At 58.7% G+C, this 17347-nt stretch carries 10 protein-coding genes and 1 riboswitch; of the genes, 7 read left to right on the top strand and 3 right to left on the bottom strand.

All coding sequences use genetic code 11. From position 1 onward, the window contains the following. The 3 genes from ABYV89_RS05985 to ABYV89_RS05995 all read right to left on the bottom strand — a co-directional run. On the bottom strand, positions 1-1666 hold a 1666-nt coding region (locus ABYV89_RS05985; protein WP_432822030.1), incomplete at its 3' end, for a transglutaminase family protein. 83 nt (positions 1667-1749) lie between these two features. Next, a complete protein-coding gene (locus ABYV89_RS05990) occupies positions 1750-2730 on the bottom strand; it encodes an alpha-E domain-containing protein (protein WP_432822031.1) in 981 nt (326 codons plus the stop codon). Next, entirely contained in the window at positions 2724-4187 is a 1464-nt protein-coding gene (locus tag ABYV89_RS05995) for a circularly permuted type 2 ATP-grasp protein (RefSeq protein ID WP_432822032.1), read from the bottom strand. The genes ABYV89_RS05990 and ABYV89_RS05995 overlap by 7 nt, the downstream gene beginning before the upstream one ends. Before the next feature lie 206 nt (positions 4188-4393). Between ABYV89_RS05995 and ABYV89_RS06000 the strand changes: the two genes are divergently transcribed. The 7 genes from ABYV89_RS06000 to ABYV89_RS06030 form a co-directional block, all read left to right on the top strand. Beyond that, on the top strand, positions 4394-4690 hold the full coding sequence (locus tag ABYV89_RS06000; RefSeq protein WP_432822033.1) for a MoaD/ThiS family protein: 297 nt from the start codon (positions 4394-4396) through the stop codon (positions 4688-4690). A gap of 192 nt (positions 4691-4882) precedes the next feature. Continuing rightward, complete coding sequence (locus tag ABYV89_RS06005) at positions 4883-6352, top strand: DUF3300 domain-containing protein (RefSeq protein ID WP_432822034.1); 1470 nt, start codon at positions 4883-4885, stop codon at positions 6350-6352. A gap of 36 nt (positions 6353-6388) precedes the next feature. After that, entirely contained in the window at positions 6389-7360 is a 972-nt protein-coding gene (locus ABYV89_RS06010) for a DUF2950 domain-containing protein (protein ID WP_432822035.1), read from the top strand. A gap of 350 nt (positions 7361-7710) precedes the next feature. Continuing rightward, positions 7711-9639 carry an ATP-binding protein gene (locus ABYV89_RS06015; protein WP_432822036.1) on the top strand — a complete coding sequence of 643 codons (1929 nt, stop codon included), beginning with the start codon at positions 7711-7713 and terminating at the stop codon, positions 9637-9639. Between the two features lie 266 nt (positions 9640-9905). After that, positions 9906-12602: a PAS domain S-box protein gene (locus tag ABYV89_RS06020; RefSeq protein WP_432822037.1), complete on the top strand. Its 2697-nt coding sequence runs from the start codon at positions 9906-9908 to the stop codon at positions 12600-12602. A 1112-nt stretch (positions 12603-13714) separates the two neighbouring features. Further along, a riboswitch (cyclic di-GMP riboswitch) is annotated at positions 13715-13790 on the top strand. A 63-nt stretch (positions 13791-13853) separates the two neighbouring features. Next, the gene (locus tag ABYV89_RS06025) at positions 13854-15839 is read left to right on the top strand and encodes a MopE-related protein (RefSeq protein ID WP_432822038.1); all 1986 of its coding nucleotides are present in this window, start codon (positions 13854-13856) and stop codon (positions 15837-15839) included. A 204-nt stretch (positions 15840-16043) separates the two neighbouring features. Beyond that, positions 16044-17347, top strand: a 1304-nt coding sequence (locus ABYV89_RS06030) for a right-handed parallel beta-helix repeat-containing protein (protein ID WP_432822039.1), incomplete at its 3' end; no start/stop codon positions are given.

A 17347-nucleotide genomic window follows, 5' to 3' on the forward strand; every position in this document is an offset into this window, starting at 1 on the left:
CGAACTGATTATGCTCTCGCTGGATTTCGCGCTTTTCGGGCGCTTTCCAGGGGAGCGAGTCGAGCGGCAGGCGCATCCCCATCGCTGAGCCGCCGGGGACCAGGAACATCTGCCCGCGACGAAAATCCCACGGGCCGCTGCGCCAGCCGCCGTGCATCGCATCCCACTGCAGCGGCAAGGCGTAGCCGGTCGGCGTGCCCAACCCTTTGTCGAGCAGCTGCGCCAGGTAGCGGCGTTCCAGCGGGTCCTTGAGGTCGGCCTTGAGCGGGTCGATATTGGTCGGCAGGGTTCCTTCCTTCCAGAGGTAGTAGAAGGTGTCCTCAAAGCCGGGCACCACCCGGTGCGCGCCGATGCCGAGCCGCTTCGCCAGCTGCAGGGCGAACTTTTCGGCATGTTCATGGGTCATGCCGTAGTCTTTGGCCACATCCGCCAAAAGTGCCGGTTCGCGCCAGACCGGGGAGCCGTCCTTGCGCCAGTAGCAACCGTAGGACCAGCGCGGCAGCGGCTCGCCCGGATACCATTTGCCCTGGCCGAAATGGAGCAGTCCGCCGCTGCCGAAGGCTTCGCGCAGGCGCCGGAGCAGGATATTGGCCAGCTCCCTTTTGTGGGTGCCGTCGGCCTTGGTGTTCCACTCGGCCCCCTCCATGTCGTCGATCGAGACGAAGGTCGGCTCCCCGCCCATGGTCAGGCGGACGTCCCCCTTGCGCAGGTCGGCATCGACCTGCTCGCCGAGGGCATCGATCCGGGCCCACTGGTCGTCGCTGTAGGGCTTGGTTACCCGCGGGTCTTCATGGATGCGTTCGACGATATTGGCGAATTCGAAGCTCACCTCGCACTGGTCCATGGCTCCGGTCACCGGAGCCGCGCTCGCCGGGTGGGGGGTGCAGGCCAGCGGAATATGCCCTTCGCCGGCAAACAGACCGGAGGTGGGGTCGAGGCCGATCCAGCCGGCCCCCGGCACGTAGACCTCGGCCCAGGCGTGCAGGTCGGTGAAGTCGGCTTCCGGCCCCGACGGCCCGTCCAGGGATTTCTCGTCGGCGGTCAGCTGGATCAGGTATCCGGAGACGAAGCGCGCCGCCAGCCCCAGGTGTCGCAGGATCTGCACCAGCAGCCAGGCCGAGTCACGGCAGGAACCGATTTTCCGGCTCAGCGTCTCTTCGCAGGTCTGAATCCCCACTTCGAGGCGCACCGAATAATTGACGCTCTCCCTGACCCGCTGGTTCAGCTCGACCAGAAAATCAACGGTTCGCTTTTCGCTGCGGTCGACCCCGGTCAGCCAGTCTCGCAGCAATGGCCCGTCGTCCACCACTTCGAAATAAGGGGTGAGTTCCTTGCGCAGCTGCCCGTCATAGTCGAAGGGATAGTTTTCGGCCGCCTCCTCCATGAAAAAATCGAACGGGTTGATGACGGTCATATCCGCCACCACCTCGACTTCGATCCGCAGTTCCCGGGTCCGTTCCGGAAAGACCAGCCGGGCCAGGTAGTTGCCGAAGGGGTCCTGCTGCCAGTTGAGGAAGTGGTTTTCCGGGTAGACTCGCAGCGTGTAGGCGCGGATCGGCGTACGCGAATGGGGGGCAGGGCGCAGCCGCAGCACATGGGGGCTTAAGCTGACCGGGCGATCGAAGGTGTAGCAGGTGTTGTGCTTGCAGACGACGCGAATCGACATCGTTGTTTATCCTTTTAGGCGAAGAACGCCAGAAAGCCGTTGGGCAGAATGCGGGTAACGGAACAAAATGTCCTGTTAACGGGTTACTCCATGGTCTGATTCTGAGTCGCTGCCGGCACCATCGGGGGGGCGAAGAAGGTTTCCTGCACCGCCGCGCCGATCTGGTTGAGCCGCGTCTGGGTGTTGTCGAGGAATTCGTGCAGGCCGATCGCCTTGATCTCCTCGATCTGGGTGTAGTCGAGATCGGCCAGCAGCCGGCCGAGGCTCTTTTCGGCGCGGTTGGTGAAACGTCCGCGCATGGTCCCCGAGATATTGCGCAGGGCGATCTCGGCCATGATCAGGCAGTGGTGGATCGCCCGCGGAAACTGGTTGTCGAGCAGCAGAAACTCGATGATCCGGTCCGGCACGATCTGCCCGTAATGTTTGCGGTACATCTCGAAGGCGCTGGCCGAGCGCAGGATCGCCCCCCAGAGGATATGGTCGAAGGGGGTGCCGATGTAATCGACGGACGGCAGCAGGATGAAGTACTTGACGTCGATGATGCGGGCGGTCTTGTCGGCCCGCTCGAGCATGCGGCCGAGGCGGGCGAACTCCCAGCCCTCGCCGTGGGTCATGGTGTTTTCCGACAGACCGGCGAAGAGGTGGCTGGCCATCATGATCTCGACGAAGAACTCGTGCGGCAGCTCGATCCCGCCGCCGTGGCGCGAGGCTTCCTTGAGCATCAGGTAGAAGCTGTTGACCTGCTGCCACATTTCGGAACTGATCCACTCGCGCACCGAGCGGGCGTTCTCGCGGGCCATCTGCAGGCAGGAGAGGATCGAGTTGGGGTTGCGGCTGTCAAACGTCAAAAACTGGACGACATTCTCCCGGTTGAACTCGCCGTAATACTCTTTGAACAGGTCTTCGTCTCCGCTGGTCACCACCAGCGGTTCCCACTGCTCGCCGACATCGGGCGGCAGGTCGAGGATCATGTGGTAGTTGGCGTCCATGATGCGCGCCACGTTTTCGGCGCGCTCGATATAGCGCGCCATCCAGTAGATCGATTCGGCAACGCGGCTCAGCATGAGGCACCTCCTTGCGGCAGGGAAGAGGCTTCGACCACCCAGGTGTCCTTGCTGCCTCCGCCCTGGCTCGAATTAACCACCAGCGACCCCTTCTTCAGGGCCACCCGGGTCAGGCCGCCGGGCATGACATAAATATCCTCGCCGAAAAGGATGTAGGGGCGCAGGTCGACATGGCGGCCCTCGAAATGGTCGTCCACCAGGGTCGGCACCCGGGACAGCGCCAGGGTCGGCTGGGCGATGAAGTTGCGCGGGTTGGCCTTGACCTGCTCGCCGTACTCGGCCCGCTCCTGCGGGGTGGCGTGGGGGCCGACCAGCATGCCGTAGCCGCCCGACTCGCCGACCTTCTTGACTACCAGCTTGTCGAGGTTGGCCAGCACGTATTTCAGGTCGTTCTCCCGCCAGCAGAGATAGGTCTCGACGTTGTTGAGGATGGCCTCCTCGCCGAGATAGTACTTGATCATGTCCGGCACGTAGGCGTAGACCGCCTTGTCGTCCGCCACCCCGGTCCCCGGCGCGTTGGCCAGGGCGATCCGGCCGGCCCGGTAGGCGCGCATCAGGCCCGGCACCCCGAGCATCGAGTCGCTGCGGAAGACCTCGGGATCGATGAAGTCGTCGTCGATGCGCCGGTAGAGTACGTCGACCTGCTTCAGGCCGTTGGTGGTGCGCATCATGACGCGGTCGTCGACCACCACCAGGTCGGAGCCCTCGACCAGTTCGATCCCCATCTGCTGGGCCAGAAAGGAGTGTTCGAAATAGGCCGAGTTGTAGATGCCCGGCGTCCAGACCGCCACCACCGGCTTGTCGCGGCGCGGCGGGGCCAGGTATTGCAGCAGTTCAAGCAGGCGGTTCGGGTAGTCGGAGACCGGTATCACCCGCGCCGCGTCGAAGGCCTTGGGAAAGCTGCGCTTCATGACCACCCGGTTTTCGAGGACGTAGGAGACCCCGGAAGGGCAGCGCAGGTTGTCTTCGAGCACGTAGAACTTGCCGTCGCCGCCGCGTACCAGGTCGGTCCCGGTGATATGGCACCAGATGCCGCCCGGCGGGTTGAGCCCCATGCACTCCTTGCGGAAGCCGCTGGCCGAGAGGACCAGGTCTTCGGGGATGATGCCGTCCTTGAGAATCTTCTGGTCGTGGTAGAGGTCGTCGATGAACATGTTGAGGGCCCGGATCCGCTGCTTGAGGCCGGACTCGATCTCGATCCACTCGTTGTGCGGGATGATCCGCGGCACGATATCGAAGGGGAAGATCCGTTCGGTCCCCTGTTCGTCGCCATAGACGCTGAAGGTAATGCCCATTTTCAGCAGGGTCTTTTCAGCCGCCTGCTGACGTCGCTTCAGTTCTTCGAGCGGCAGGGCGTTGAAGCGGTCGACCACCGCCTCGGTGCCGGGCCTCGGCTGCCCCTTTTCGTCGAACATTTCATCAAAAAACCCGCCTGTGTCATAGTCTTGAAAGCGCATTGTCATCCTTTCTGCTAAGAACATAAATATGAACTTTTCAACTTTTTAATTCAAGCGGATATTTTCCAGTTGTCAAATGGACAAGCCTCATAAATGCTGTTGAGCTGGCCCCGGTTGCTGTGCAGGGGGCCGTCGGGGCTTACAAAAAATCAGCCATTATGCGAAACTCTCTACCGATCTCTTCCCTCGTAGCCACGGAGCTTTTCATGACAACAGAAACGACCGCCATCCGAATGTTCGGAGCCCTGCACACCATCCGCAAAGAGCGCGGGCTGAAATCTGTCGCGCAGGTGATTCTCCCGCCTGAAGGGCGGGTTGCCGAGGAAATTGCCCTGGAGCTTGAGCTGCCGCTGGATAAGATCGAAGGGGTCTTTATCAACCACGTGGTCTACAGCATCGACCAGGTGATCCGACCCGGCGATGAGGTGGCTTTTGTCCCCACCGGAGTTCCCGGTCCCCATCGGTTCATGCTGGGGATCCAGAACGCGGGAAAAAAGAAATAGGTTATACTCAAGATCAGGGCTGCGCCGGGGCGTCTGTGACTGCTTGGACTGAAGCCTGCCCCCACCAGCGGAAATTTCCTCATTTCCTCCACATTTCCTGCTTAGTTGGTGGTTAAACTGACATCATGCCCGTCAGCAGGGTCGGCAATCGGCCGGTCCCACCAGCAACTGCCAGAGGCAAAGGAGGTAGTTATGAAGGCAGCGACCATCTTCCGCCTGGCCCCCGGATTATTCATCCGTTCTTTCCTTCTTTTCTTCCTTGTCGTGACATCGCCGGCCCAGGCCCAGGACGGCGACAGCCTGGACCCTTCGGAAGAGTACCGCCGGGAGGAGCTGGCCCAGATGCTGGCGCCCATCGCCCTCTATCCCGATGCGCTCCTCGCCCAGGTGCTGATGGCGGCGACCTATCCCATCGAGGTGATCGAGGCCGACCGCTGGGTCAGGATGAGTCCTGAGCTGAAGGACGAGGTCCTTGATTATACGCTTCAGGATAAAGACTGGGACCCCAGCGTCAAGGCGATCTGTCACTTCCCCTCCATTCTGGCGCTGATGAGTGAACGCATCGGCGAGACCACCAACCTCGGCAACGCCTTTCTCGCCCAGGAGGAAGACGTCATGGGCGTGGTCCAGCAGCTCCGCGCCAAGGCTTATGCCCAGGACAATCTCACCACCACCGCCGAGCAAACGGTCATTGTCGAAGGGGAGACGATCATCATCGAGCCGGCCGACTCCAGAATCATCTACGTGCCGTACTATGATCCCCACACGATCTACGGCCCCTGGTGGTACCCCGCTTATCCGCCCCATTACTACTGGGGCCCTCCGCGGGCAAGGCTCGGCTACGGCATCTCCTACTGGCCCGGTTTTTCCTTCGGTTTTTCCTTCGGCAGCTGGAGCTATTTCGACTGGCACCATCACTACGTCCACATCGATGTGCACAAGCGGCCACGATATGTCCGCCACGATCGCTGGACAGCGAACCACGGACGCTGGCATCACGTACCCAAGCACCGGCGGGGCGTCGCCTACCGCGACAAGTACACCGCCCGCAAATACGGGCAAGGCCCCGGCCATGCGCATGAATTTCGCCGTGAAACCCGCGGTTTTCCCGAACGCCAGCTTCTCGAGCGCGATCGCCGCGGCGAGGTCCGGACAACAACAGGCCGCGATCCTCGAGTGCGGGAGCCTGTCGTGCACGAAAGGACCCTGCGGGGCCGTACGGATCTCGATAATCAGGGGCGGCTTCGGGGCGAGTGGGATAGGCAGCTTCGGATACGGGCTAAACAGATTGACCGCAACAGGCCGGCCCCACAGCGGATCGAGCGTGGCAAGCAGCAGCCCGGCCCGCAGAAGCCGGCCAAGGTTAAGCCTGACAGGCAGGAGAGAGAACCTGCTATCCAAAAGCAACAGGGACAACTCCGGGGCGACCCTGCCCAGCAGATACGGGCCCGGCAAGAATCGGCAAGGGGTGAAATTGGGAGGCTAGAGCAACAACGGCGCCGCGACAATGTCTTCAACCGGGTCGACGATGGCAGGAGAGAGCGCCTAACCGGCGAGCGCGGTCGGGTCAGCCGGCAGGGCCGGATCGGCGATAGCCGCGTCAGGGGCGGTTCGGGCGCAGACGGCAGCGACGGGCGGGGACGCAACTGGCGCGACCGGTAAGTCTTGATTCCACTCACCCAGAGAGGGACGCAGACGATGATACGAAACAAAGCAGGATGGAGCCTTTCCCGGTCGTTGTCCGGCCTGGTGTTCATGCTCATCGCGATGCTGGTCCTGTCCGGCTCCTCCGTTCTGGCCGACGAGCCGGTGCGGCAGAAGAGTTTCGCCTCTGCCCAGCAGGCGGTGTCCGCCTTGGTCGCCGCGGTAAAGGCTGCCGACGATGCGGAACTGCTCGCCATCTTCGGCCCCGGCTCGGAAGATCTCATCTCTTCCGGCGACCAGGTCGCGGACCGGAATGGCCGGGCCCGTTTTCTGAACGCCCTTGCTGAGAAGAGCGGCCTTGACCAAAAGGATCCAGGCCGCGTGGTGCTCCTGGTCGGCGGCAAGGAGTATCCGTTTCCCATCCCCATCGTCCGGCAGGGCGATGCCTGGTTCTTCGACACCCGGGCGGGCAGCGACGAAATCCTCAACCGGAGGATCGGCAGGAACGAGTTGCATACCATCGAAGTGATGCAGGCCTACACCGCCGCCCAACGGGAATACGCCTGCATGAAACGCGACGGCGGCGGGGTAGAGTTCGCCCAGAGGCTTGCCAGCAGCAAGGGCGAAAAGGACGGGCTGTACTGGCAGGCTGGAGCCGGTGAGGAGGAAAGCCCTTTCGGCCCCTTGATCGCACGGGCCACCGAGGAGGGATATGCGGACGGCCTGGATGATGTGACACCCGAACCTTTTCACGGCTATTTTTTCAAAATCCTCAAGGCGCAGGGAGAGCATGCCGTCGGCGGCGCCTTCGACTACCTGGTCGACGGCAGAATGGTGCTCGGCTTCGCCCTGGTCGCCTATCCTTCCAGTTACGGGGCCGGGGGCATCATGTCCTTCATCGTCAACCAGCAAGGCGTGATCTACGAAAAAGACCTGGGCGAACAGACCGCCACGACGGCGGCGGCAATGGTCGCTTTTGATCCCGACGACAGCTGGCGCAAGTATGAAAAACCCGCCGGGCAATAATGCCTGGGCTGAGGCCGTTTGTTCGAACCCGGCGTGCCCGTTTTTTTCAGTCTTTTCAGGGGCCGGCCCTTGCCTGATCCGATGTTTTGAAATGTCGGGGAATCCCTTGATGGCCACCGGCCGGCGGCGGCTGATCTGCTAGTCGTCCCTGGCGGTCCGGCCGGTATTGTTCTTTGGGTGGGGAAATCCCTTTACTTTTAGAAAGGTTTTTGTTTTATTGGGGCCTTCTTATGGTAGATGTACTGATGGTTCCGTTAGGTGAATCCAGGTAGCAAGCTCAATTCCCTTCTCATCTTTCGGGCTATTGTCCCTTGAGCCGGCGCAGCCCCAGGGCGTCCCGGAAGTCGACAATGCCGAAATCCCTGAAATTTTTTCTCTGGTTGGCCTGCGGCTGGTTTTTGCTCCCCCATTTCGCCTGGGCGATCGAACCGGTGCGGGTGGGTGTTTACCAGAACTCTCCCTTGGTGGAAATCGAACCGGATGGCTCGCCCCGCGGCCTTTTCATCGACATTCTCGAGCATGTCGCTGCCGAAGAACGCTGGCCGCTTGCCTATCGCGCCTGTGCCTGGACCGAATGCCTGCAACTGCTTGACCAGGGGGAGCTGGACCTGCTGCCCGTCATTGCCGTCTCGCCGGCGCGGGGGGGGCATTATGCCTTCACCGCCGAAGCGGTGGTCTCCAACTGGGGCAAGGTTTTCGGCCGGCCCGGCAGCCATTATGAATCGATCCTCGACCTGGACGGCCGGAGCGTCGCCGTAATGACCGGCGATATTTACGCGGAGAGGCTGAAAACGCTGGCCGGCGGCTTCAATATCGCTCCTCGCTGGATTGAAGTATCTGATTATGCGGCGGTGATGGAATCGCTGGCCGCCGGCGGTGCCGATGCGGGGGTGGTCAGCCGCATTTTCGGCATGGCCAACGCGTCCGATTATGCGGTCCTCGATACCAACGTGGTCTTTCAGCCGACCACCCTGCACTTTGCCGCGGCCAGAAGCAGCGGCGAGGTCCTCGTCGAAGCCATCGACCGGCTCCTGGCCAGCGAAAAAAAGGACCGGGGATCGGACTACTACCAGGCGCTGGACTATTGGCTGCACCAGCAGGAGGAACGGCTCCTGCCCCCCTGGCTCAAGCGCCTGCTGCTGGCTGCCGCCCTGGTTCTGGCCCTCTCCATCGGCTTCAACCTGCTGCTGCGGGCCCGCGTCCGGGTCAATACCCGGCATCTCAGGGAGGCGCTCGAGGTGGCCAGGGAGTCACGGGAGAATATCAAGGCGATCCTTTATTCCGTCGCCGACGGCCTGCTGGTGACCGATCCCGGCGGCCTGATCCGCCAGATGAACCCGGCGGCCGAACGCTTGCTCGGCATCGAATGCAGCCAGGCCTTGAGTCGGCCGCTTTGCGGTCTGCTGGCCGAACTGGGCTTGTGTCCCGAGCTGGCGGCCGCCCTGGCCGGTCCGCCCGGTTCGGCCCCGGTGGAGCTGACGATCCCCCAGGAACGAGGGGCGGATATCCAGGTCCAGGCCCGCAGCGCCCCGGTATTAAGTGCTGCCGGCATGCCTGCCGGGGTGATCACGGTGCTGCGGGATGTCACCCGCGAGCACGAGGCCGACCGGCTGAAAAACGAATTCATCTCCACCGCGGCCCATGAGCTCAACACCCCGCTCACCTCCATCCTGGGGTTTTCCGAACTGCTGCTGGACGAAGGGCGACTGACTCCCGAGCAGCAGCGCGAGTCTCTGGCCACGATCCATGCGAAGGGCGAGGTGCTGGCCAGCATCGTTGCCGACCTGCTGAGCCTGAGCCGGATCGAGACAGGCCAGATTCTGGTCGTGGAAAAGGCGCCGACCGATATCAACGGCCTGGTCCGCGAGCTCGTCGAGCCATACCGGCTCAAATCATCCCGGCATCGTTTTGAGCTTTGCCTGCCCGCCGAATCCGCCTTGGTGCCGGTTGATGCAGGCAAGATCGTCCAGGTTCTGGAGAACCTGCTCAGCAATGCCGTCAAATACTCCCCGAAGGGCGGTCCCATCCTGCTGGAGGCATCGCTCGACCAGGAGTTTTATCGGCTGACGGTCAGCGACCCCGGCATCGGCATGACCGCCGGGCAGCTCGAGCGAATCTACGACAAATTTTATCGCGTCGATGCGTCCAATACGGCCGTCGGCGGGCTCGGCCTGGGGATGTCGATTGTCAGGGACATCATCGAAGCCCACGGCGGCACCATTCAGGTGACCAGCCAGCCCGGCCAGGGCACCCGGGTCTCCTTTACCCTGCCTCGCTAGTGTCTCCCCTGCGGCTAGTTCATCCCTTCACCTTTTAGCCGGCCCCGGCCACCCCCCCGACAATTTCTGCCGTCGTGATAGTGCAAGCTGCTGCCTCGAGTTCCTGGGTGAAAAAGGTGCTCCAGCAGCTGCGCCCTTTTGCCGGGAGGCGGTGACGGTCGTTTTGGGCGTCTGATTTTCCATGCTTTGATTTTATTGACGCCGCTGGCAGATATGGGATAATTTCACTTTGCTGAATTTCGCATCTCGCCAAAGGATTCCACGAAATGCCCCTCCCCCGAGCAGAAACGGCCAGCCTTATAGTTATTGATGACGAACCGTCCCGTCTCGGGGGGCTTGTCGCTCTGCTGGCCGGGCAGGGATTCGTCGTGCAATCGGTCGCCTCCGGGGCGTTGGCCTTCGATGCGGTGAGGGAGAAAAAACCGGACCTGGTCCTGCTCGCCAGCCGGCTGTCCGGGGTGAATAGTCTCGAACTCTGCCGCCAGTTGCAGGCCGACGAGAAGACCCGCGGCCCCCTGGTCATTCTGTACGGTGCCGTGGGCGAAGCCGTTGAGAAGGTCGAAGGCTTTAAGGCCGGCTGCGCGGATTTTATTACCCAGCCCTTTGCGCCCGAGGAAGTGCTGACCCGGATCCGAACCCAGCTGCGGTTGCGGGATCTGGCTGTGAACCTGGAAGCCGTGGGCCACGACCGGCCCGAAGGGCTGACGCCGGTCACGCGGCACCCCCGGCGGGAAATCGACGAAAAGGCCCCGGCGGATTCTCCAAGGGATCAACTGCTGGAAACCCTGCGAGAAAGCGAAGCGCGCTACCGTGGCCTGTTCGAGGATTCACCGACCCCTCTCTGGGAGGAAGATCTCTCCCAGGTCAAAGCTTATTTTTCCGAGCTGAACGCTTCAGGCGTCACCGATTTTCGAAGCTACTTCGAAAATCACCCCGAGGCGGTAACCCACTGTGCGAAGCTGGTCAGGGTGCTCGATCTCAATCATGCGGCCCTGGCTTTACTCGGGGCCAGCGATAAAGGCGCTTTATCGGCCGGCCTTGCCAGCATTTTTACCAAAGAGTCGCTGGAGGTCTTTCGGGAAGTACTGATTGCACTGGCCGGGGGCAGCCAGCGTTTCGAGAGTGAGGCGGTTCAGCGGACGTTGGCCGGCGAAGAAAAGCGCATCGTTCTGCAGCTTGGCGTGGTTCCGGGCTATGAAGCCTCGCTGGGCAAGGTGCTGGTGTCGACCCTCGACGTTACCGAAATCAAACGGGCTGAGCAGGGGCGCCTTTACCACCTGCGCTTTCTGGAGAACCTGGAACGCGTCGATCAGGCTATCCGCCAGGCCGAGTGCCTTGAGCAGATGATGGTGGACGTTCTCGATACGACCCTGTCGATCTTCAACTGCGATCGCGCCTGGCTGCTCTATCCCTGCGATCCTGCCGCCCCGTCTTTTCGGGTGTCAATGGAACGGACGCGGGAAGAATACGCCGGCGCCTATGCCATGGACGTTGATATCCCCGTGTTGCCCGAGGTGGCCGAGGCGTTCCGGACCGCGCTGAAGACCAACGGGCCGGTTCCCTACGATCCAGGGGCCGGGCAGGCCGTGCCCCTGGGGGACCGGTTTTCCATTCAGACCCATGTCCTGCTGGCGGTCCAGCCGAAGCAGGGTAAACACTGGGGCTTCGGCATGCACCAGTGCTCGTACCAGCGGGTCTGGACCGCTGAAGAGCTGAGCCTTTTTCATGAAATCGGCCGCCGGGTTGGCGACTGTCTCAGTATTCTGCTGCTGGTCAAAGACCTGCGCGAGAGCCAGGAGCGTTTCGACCTGGCCGTGAAGGGGTCGCGCGACGGTTTGTGGGACTGGCCTGACACGACCAGGCCGGCCATCTGGTGGTCCCCCCGGGTCTACGAAATGTTCGGCTTTGCACCGGGTGAAATCATCCCCACGAAGGATTTATTGGTCGAACTGGTCCATCCCGATGACCGCGAGAAGGCGCAGGGGGCGCTTCGGGAACATCTCCAGGGGGGGGCGACGCCGTACGACGAGGAGTTTCGGATCCGCTCCAGGACGGGCGGCTACCTGTGGGTCTGGGCGCGCGGCCAGTCCCTTCGTGACGCCGCGGGGCAATCCCGTCGGATGTCCGGTTCTTTCCAGGATATTACCGAACGCAAGCGCGCCGAAGAAGAATTGAAAAAGCATCGCGACCACCTGGAAGAGCTGGTGGCGCAGCGCACGGCAAAGCTCAAAAGCAGCAATGCGAAACTGGAAGCGGCCAACCATGAACTGGAGGCATTTACCTATACCGTCTCTCACGACCTTCGCGCGCCCCTTACCCCAATCATGGGGTATGCAGAATATCTGAAGGATAAGTACAGTCACCAGTTGGATAGTCAGGCGGTTGCCATGCTGTCGGAGATCAGCACGCAGGGCGAAAAAATGCTCAGCTTGATGAAGGATCTCCTGTCCCTGGCCCAGGTGGGACATCTCAGGGCGCCTGACCAGCCGGTGGCCAGTGAAGACGTCTGTCGGGCCGTGCTCGCCGATCTGGGCGAGGAGTTTGCCGGGGTTGCGAACCTTGTCCAGATCAAGGGAGCCCTCCCGGCGGTCCGGGTACCCCGGTCGCTGCTGACCCAGGTGTTTGCCAACCTCACCGGCAACGGCTTGCGCTACGCGGGCGGGGGAGGCGGCCCCATTGAAATAAAAGGCGAGCGCCAGGGCAGCCGGGTGTCTTTTTCGGTGAGTGATCACGGGCCGGGGATCCCCCCCGAGGAACGGCTTCGTGTTTTCGAAGTCTTCTATCGCGGCTTGACGGAAAGCAAAATCCCCGGCTCGGGGGTGGGGTTGGCCATTGTGGCCAAGATAGCGCGGCACTTCGGCGGCAGCGCCCGGGTAGAAGAGACCCCGGGCGGCGGATGCACGTTTACGGTGGAGTTTGTCGATAGCGTCAGCGAAAATCTGCCGGCGGACCCGCTTGGCTGATGCCGCCGCCGACCCCCCGTGGCGCCAGCTACGCGGGCCGAAACCCAGCCTGAAAAGCCCCACTTTCCGCATGGAGAGTGGGGCAAAACTTTTGGAGTTCGAGAAAAGAAAAATCGGGCGATCCCTGCCTGATTCTTATCCGGCCAGTGACATGCACTGGCTTGAGGCTTTTCGTCACACAACTCCTAAGAGGGGTGTCATCCGGCGCAGCAGGAAGGCGACTGAGGAAGGGGCATCCAGTGGGTGAAAAGGGGACCTTTTTCCCCTGAACCTTCAGGGTGCAATTCCTGATGCCTTCATGGTTGCCGATGCATGAGTGGTCTTCTCCGAAAACGTCGAAAGGGGTATACAAGAGGACCCGCTGATTTTGATCATGTGTCATCTTAGTGTCGTGCTGATTATCAAATAACTGTAGTTGACCCTAATCCCCTTTTAAGCGACACCCTCATGGTGGATTCTGCCGAAAAGCCTCATAATGAGGCTTTTGAGTTGTCGCATAAAGGTGACATGGTTATCCGGGTCGCATTTTTTGTCGCGCAACATCACCCATAGTTAACGAAGATGGCGGGTGTCGCTAACAGGAGACCCTTAGCTCCTGGCCTTTGAATGGATAGGTTAAATCACCAGCGCATAACGACTAAAAATGCCATTTCTGTTTTTCCTCTGTAGTTTCGATACTCTGAAGCGTTTGCAGGCAAGGGAAGATAGCCAGAGTTACTTTTAGCACGCCCTCTTATCTGTAAGGGAAAAAAGGTCTAACACCTTAAAAACAGGGTTCCAATCCCCCCTTCCTTTGACATCGCTTCCTCTGGACATTCAGTAGCTGACATCTGTTATATATCCATCTACTCGTTCTTGCAGGAAGAGGCGGGTGTCTGGGTGTTTCCCCTTTGTTTTTAGCCTCTTAACTGAGTATTCCGTTTTGGCACTTACGTTGCAATGTTGGGAATCGTCCCAAAGGCAAGCAGGGAAATCGTGAGAACAATATTAAATGTTTCAACTGTTGTTTTCGAATCGATTCTACAAGAATCCGAAGTCAAAGAAAGGAGCCTTGTCGGTGACTCGTAATAACAAACTACCCACAAGCATGAAGTAAATATCTATCGGGATTAGTTCGACAAGGGCAAAACTCGGGAAACCGGGCGACGCAAAGCTACCTGTCCTGAGCAGGATAGAGGGGCTGCCGAAAAAACTAACCCTCCTCCAAGAGGGGAGCTGTTTTTCCGGCACAAACCTAACTGGAGGAGATACATGCAAAACAACCTGAAAAAGAACCTGCCATCAACGAGTTCAAATCGAAAAAGACTACGTTCCACTCCCTTTTACCTGATGGCACTGCTATTTGTCTTAGGCATTGCTGGTCCGGCCAGCGCTACTGACGTTCGGCTCGACTGGAACGCCAATCTCGAAAGAGATCTGGCTGGCTATAAATTGTACTATAGAGAAAGTGGGCAAACGACTTACCAGGCTGTAGGCGCCTATGAGGGAGCCTCGCCTGTTGAGGTTGGTACGGCGGTCTCCCAGTTTTTGACCGGCCTTGATGATGCCAAATCGTACTGTTTTGTGGTCACCGCATATAACGAGGCCATGAAGGAAAGCGGTTATTCGCAAGAGGTATGTGTTAGCCCTGCCGTTGCGGACCTGCCCTCCGGCGCAATTGAGGCTGAGTTCGCTCAGTTGACCGTTCCCATGAAGGCGGTGTCAGATGGGGCGGCTTCCGGTGGCTCATACGTTGAAACAACCCAAAACAACATCGGCTCTGCCAGTTTCAACTTCTACATCGACATTGCCGGTAGCTACAAAATAGTTGCCCGGGTATTCGCGGCAAACTCCGTTTCGGATTCCTTCTATGTCAACATTGATGGACAGGGAGAATTTATCTGGGATATGAATCCGAGCGAATCGCCGAGCGAATACAACGTATGGCGTGAGGACGACGTGACCAATCGTGGCACCGGCACGTTCAATAATCCCCAGCATGACCCCTATGCCGTTAAACTCAGCCAGGGAAATCACACCATTACCTTTAGGGGAAGGCAAGCTTCGGCCAAGCTTGACTACGTGTACTTTTTGAAAACCGGGGAAGTCTCCACCCCTCCGGACGACTTGGATAAAGACGGCTATAGGGTGGCCACCGACTGTAACGACAACGACGCCAGGATCAACCCCGGCGCGACTGAAATCCCCTATAACGGTGTGGACGAAAACTGCAACGGCATGGCGGACGACGACGATCTCGACCAGGATGGTTATCCTGCCGCCACCGACTGTAACGATAACAATGCCAAGATCAACCCTGGCGCAACGGAAATCACTGGTAATGGCGTAGACGAAAACTGCAACGGTATGGCTGATGATGTCAAGATCATCCTCCCTACAGGCCTCATCGAGGCAGAGTCCGGAACCCTGACTGCGCCGATGCAAAAGACCTCTGACTCTGCCGTGTCCGGTGGGTTGTATATTCAGCCCACAGTTAATAACTCGGGCACTGCTACCTACTCTGTAAATATCGCCTCTGCCGGGATCTACAAAATTGTCGCCCGGGTTTATGCGGCCAATAGCGCCTCGGACTCTTTCTATGTCGACATCGACAAGCAGGGAGAGTTCGTCTGGGACCTGAGCCCCACTAATTCGCCCAGTGAGTTCAATGTCTGGCGTGACACTGAGGTGGCCAACCGCGACACCGGGATCGCCAGCATGAAGCTGGCTCCGGGTACCCACACCCTCACCTTGCGTGGAAGGGAGACCAACTCCAAGCTCGATTACTTCATCTTCAAAAAAGTGGCGGAGCTTCCCTCGGCACCCGTAACGATTGAAGCCGAATCGGGAACCCTGGCGTCGCCAATGGTGTCAGTCCTTGATGCCAATGCCTCTGGAGGTTCTTACATTCAGAGCACGAAAAATAATACCGGGAAGGCCACCTACTCCTTCAAGGTCAACAGCGCTGGTACTTATAAAATCGTGGCACGGGTTTATGCGGCAAATGACCTCAGTGATTCTTTTCTGGTCAATATTGACAATCAGGGAGAGTTTATCTGGGATCTGAACCCATCCGGCACGGCCAGGGAATTCAACGTCTGGCGGGATGATGAGGTGACCAAGCGCGGCACCGGGACCTTCGATAATCCTCAGTATGATGCATATACCGTGGAACTGGGTCAGGGCAGCCATACCATTACCTTCAGATGCAGGCAGGCTAACACCAAACTCGACAAATTTACTTTTGTCAAAATGTAGATGGTTGCAAACTTATTCTTGGGATACCTCAAGTTTTAATAATGGCAAGGCTTTGTAGTTAAAAGCAGAGGCAGTGCAGCACAGCTTGCTCTAGCCTAACCGCGGAGCCAGTATTAGGGGTCAGGTGCCTTGGAACTTGCGACTCTTCGCTCCAGGGCACCTGACACAAAGTGGCAGAACTCAGTAATTAGGAGAATGAAAACAATGATTAACCGAATATTTAAAAGTAAAGCCAAAATCGCAGTACTCTTTGCTCTAACCATCGTTCTTCTTTCCTCCACCTGTTGGGCGGCGACCTATTATATCGACCCGACCGCTGGGGAGGGTGGTGTTGGGTCTCAGGCTGATCCTTTTAATAGTTGGCATGATGTCACCTGGGCGGCGGGTAATAGCTACCTGCAAAAACGCGGCACTACCTTTAGGGATGGTTTTACCGTAACTGCCAGTGGAACGAGCGGGGCGCATATCACCCTTGGTGCTTATGGTAGTGGGCCCAGGCCGATAATCTTTTCCACAAACGACCAGCACACCATATACGTGTATCAACGGTCATATATAGATATAAAAGATTTGCACATAAAGAATACCTATAATTCAACAGGCAAAACACAGGGTAACGGTATTTCCACCGGTTGGCATGATTCTAAATCATCTCACATTACGATTGATAATTGTGAAGTTGGACCGACAAATGCTACTGGAATTCTCCTGTATGGGGTTCATAATGCTATCATAAGGAATAGCCTCCTGCACGATGCCGGAACCGGGATAAACCCGGCATATAAAAGTTCTGACGATAATATTCATCTGGAAAATTGCCATGACTATTTAATTGAATATAACGAATCATACTACTCTGCTGTAGGTTCAGAAATTGATACGTCTGATAGCGGGTCTGGTTATTCAACCGGCGTTGTTCGCTACAATATTGTGCACAATTCCGGACCTGGTGCCGCACTTATTAAGCTTTCCGGTCATCATCCCAATTCTCGCGCAGACATCTACTACAATGTTGTTTATGACGGCGGCGAGTGTATTGGCTTTCAGGAACAGTTGAGCGGTACCGTCTCCAACAATACTATCTATGACTGCACCACTCGGGGGATTGCGGTTGCTACACAAAATCAGGAACCTAATGGCGATGTGGTGATTAAAAACAACGTGATTGCAAACATCGGCCCGAGCGGCTTAAGTTGGCCTGCGGCAGCGATTGGTTTTTCAGACAATCTTTCTCCGGTTGAAATGGATAACAATCTTTATTACGGCCTCAACGGTGACAGTCTTGCTGCGCGGGTTAACGGGAAAAATTATGCCACTGTCGCTAGCATCGCCGCGGGAACAGCTTTTGAAGATAACGGCATTGAAGCTGATCCAAAGTTCACCAACACAGCGACCAAAGATTTTAGTCTGCAAGCATCTTCCCCTGCAATAGATCGGGGCGCTGACGTGTCATCTGCCGTATCATCTGAAGATATCGCCGGCACGCCAAACCAGCAAGGTGGTCTGTA

The organism is Trichloromonas sp. (assembly GCF_041583255.1).
In the GTDB taxonomy this organism is placed as follows: domain Bacteria; phylum Desulfobacterota; class Desulfuromonadia; order Desulfuromonadales; family Trichloromonadaceae; genus Trichloromonas.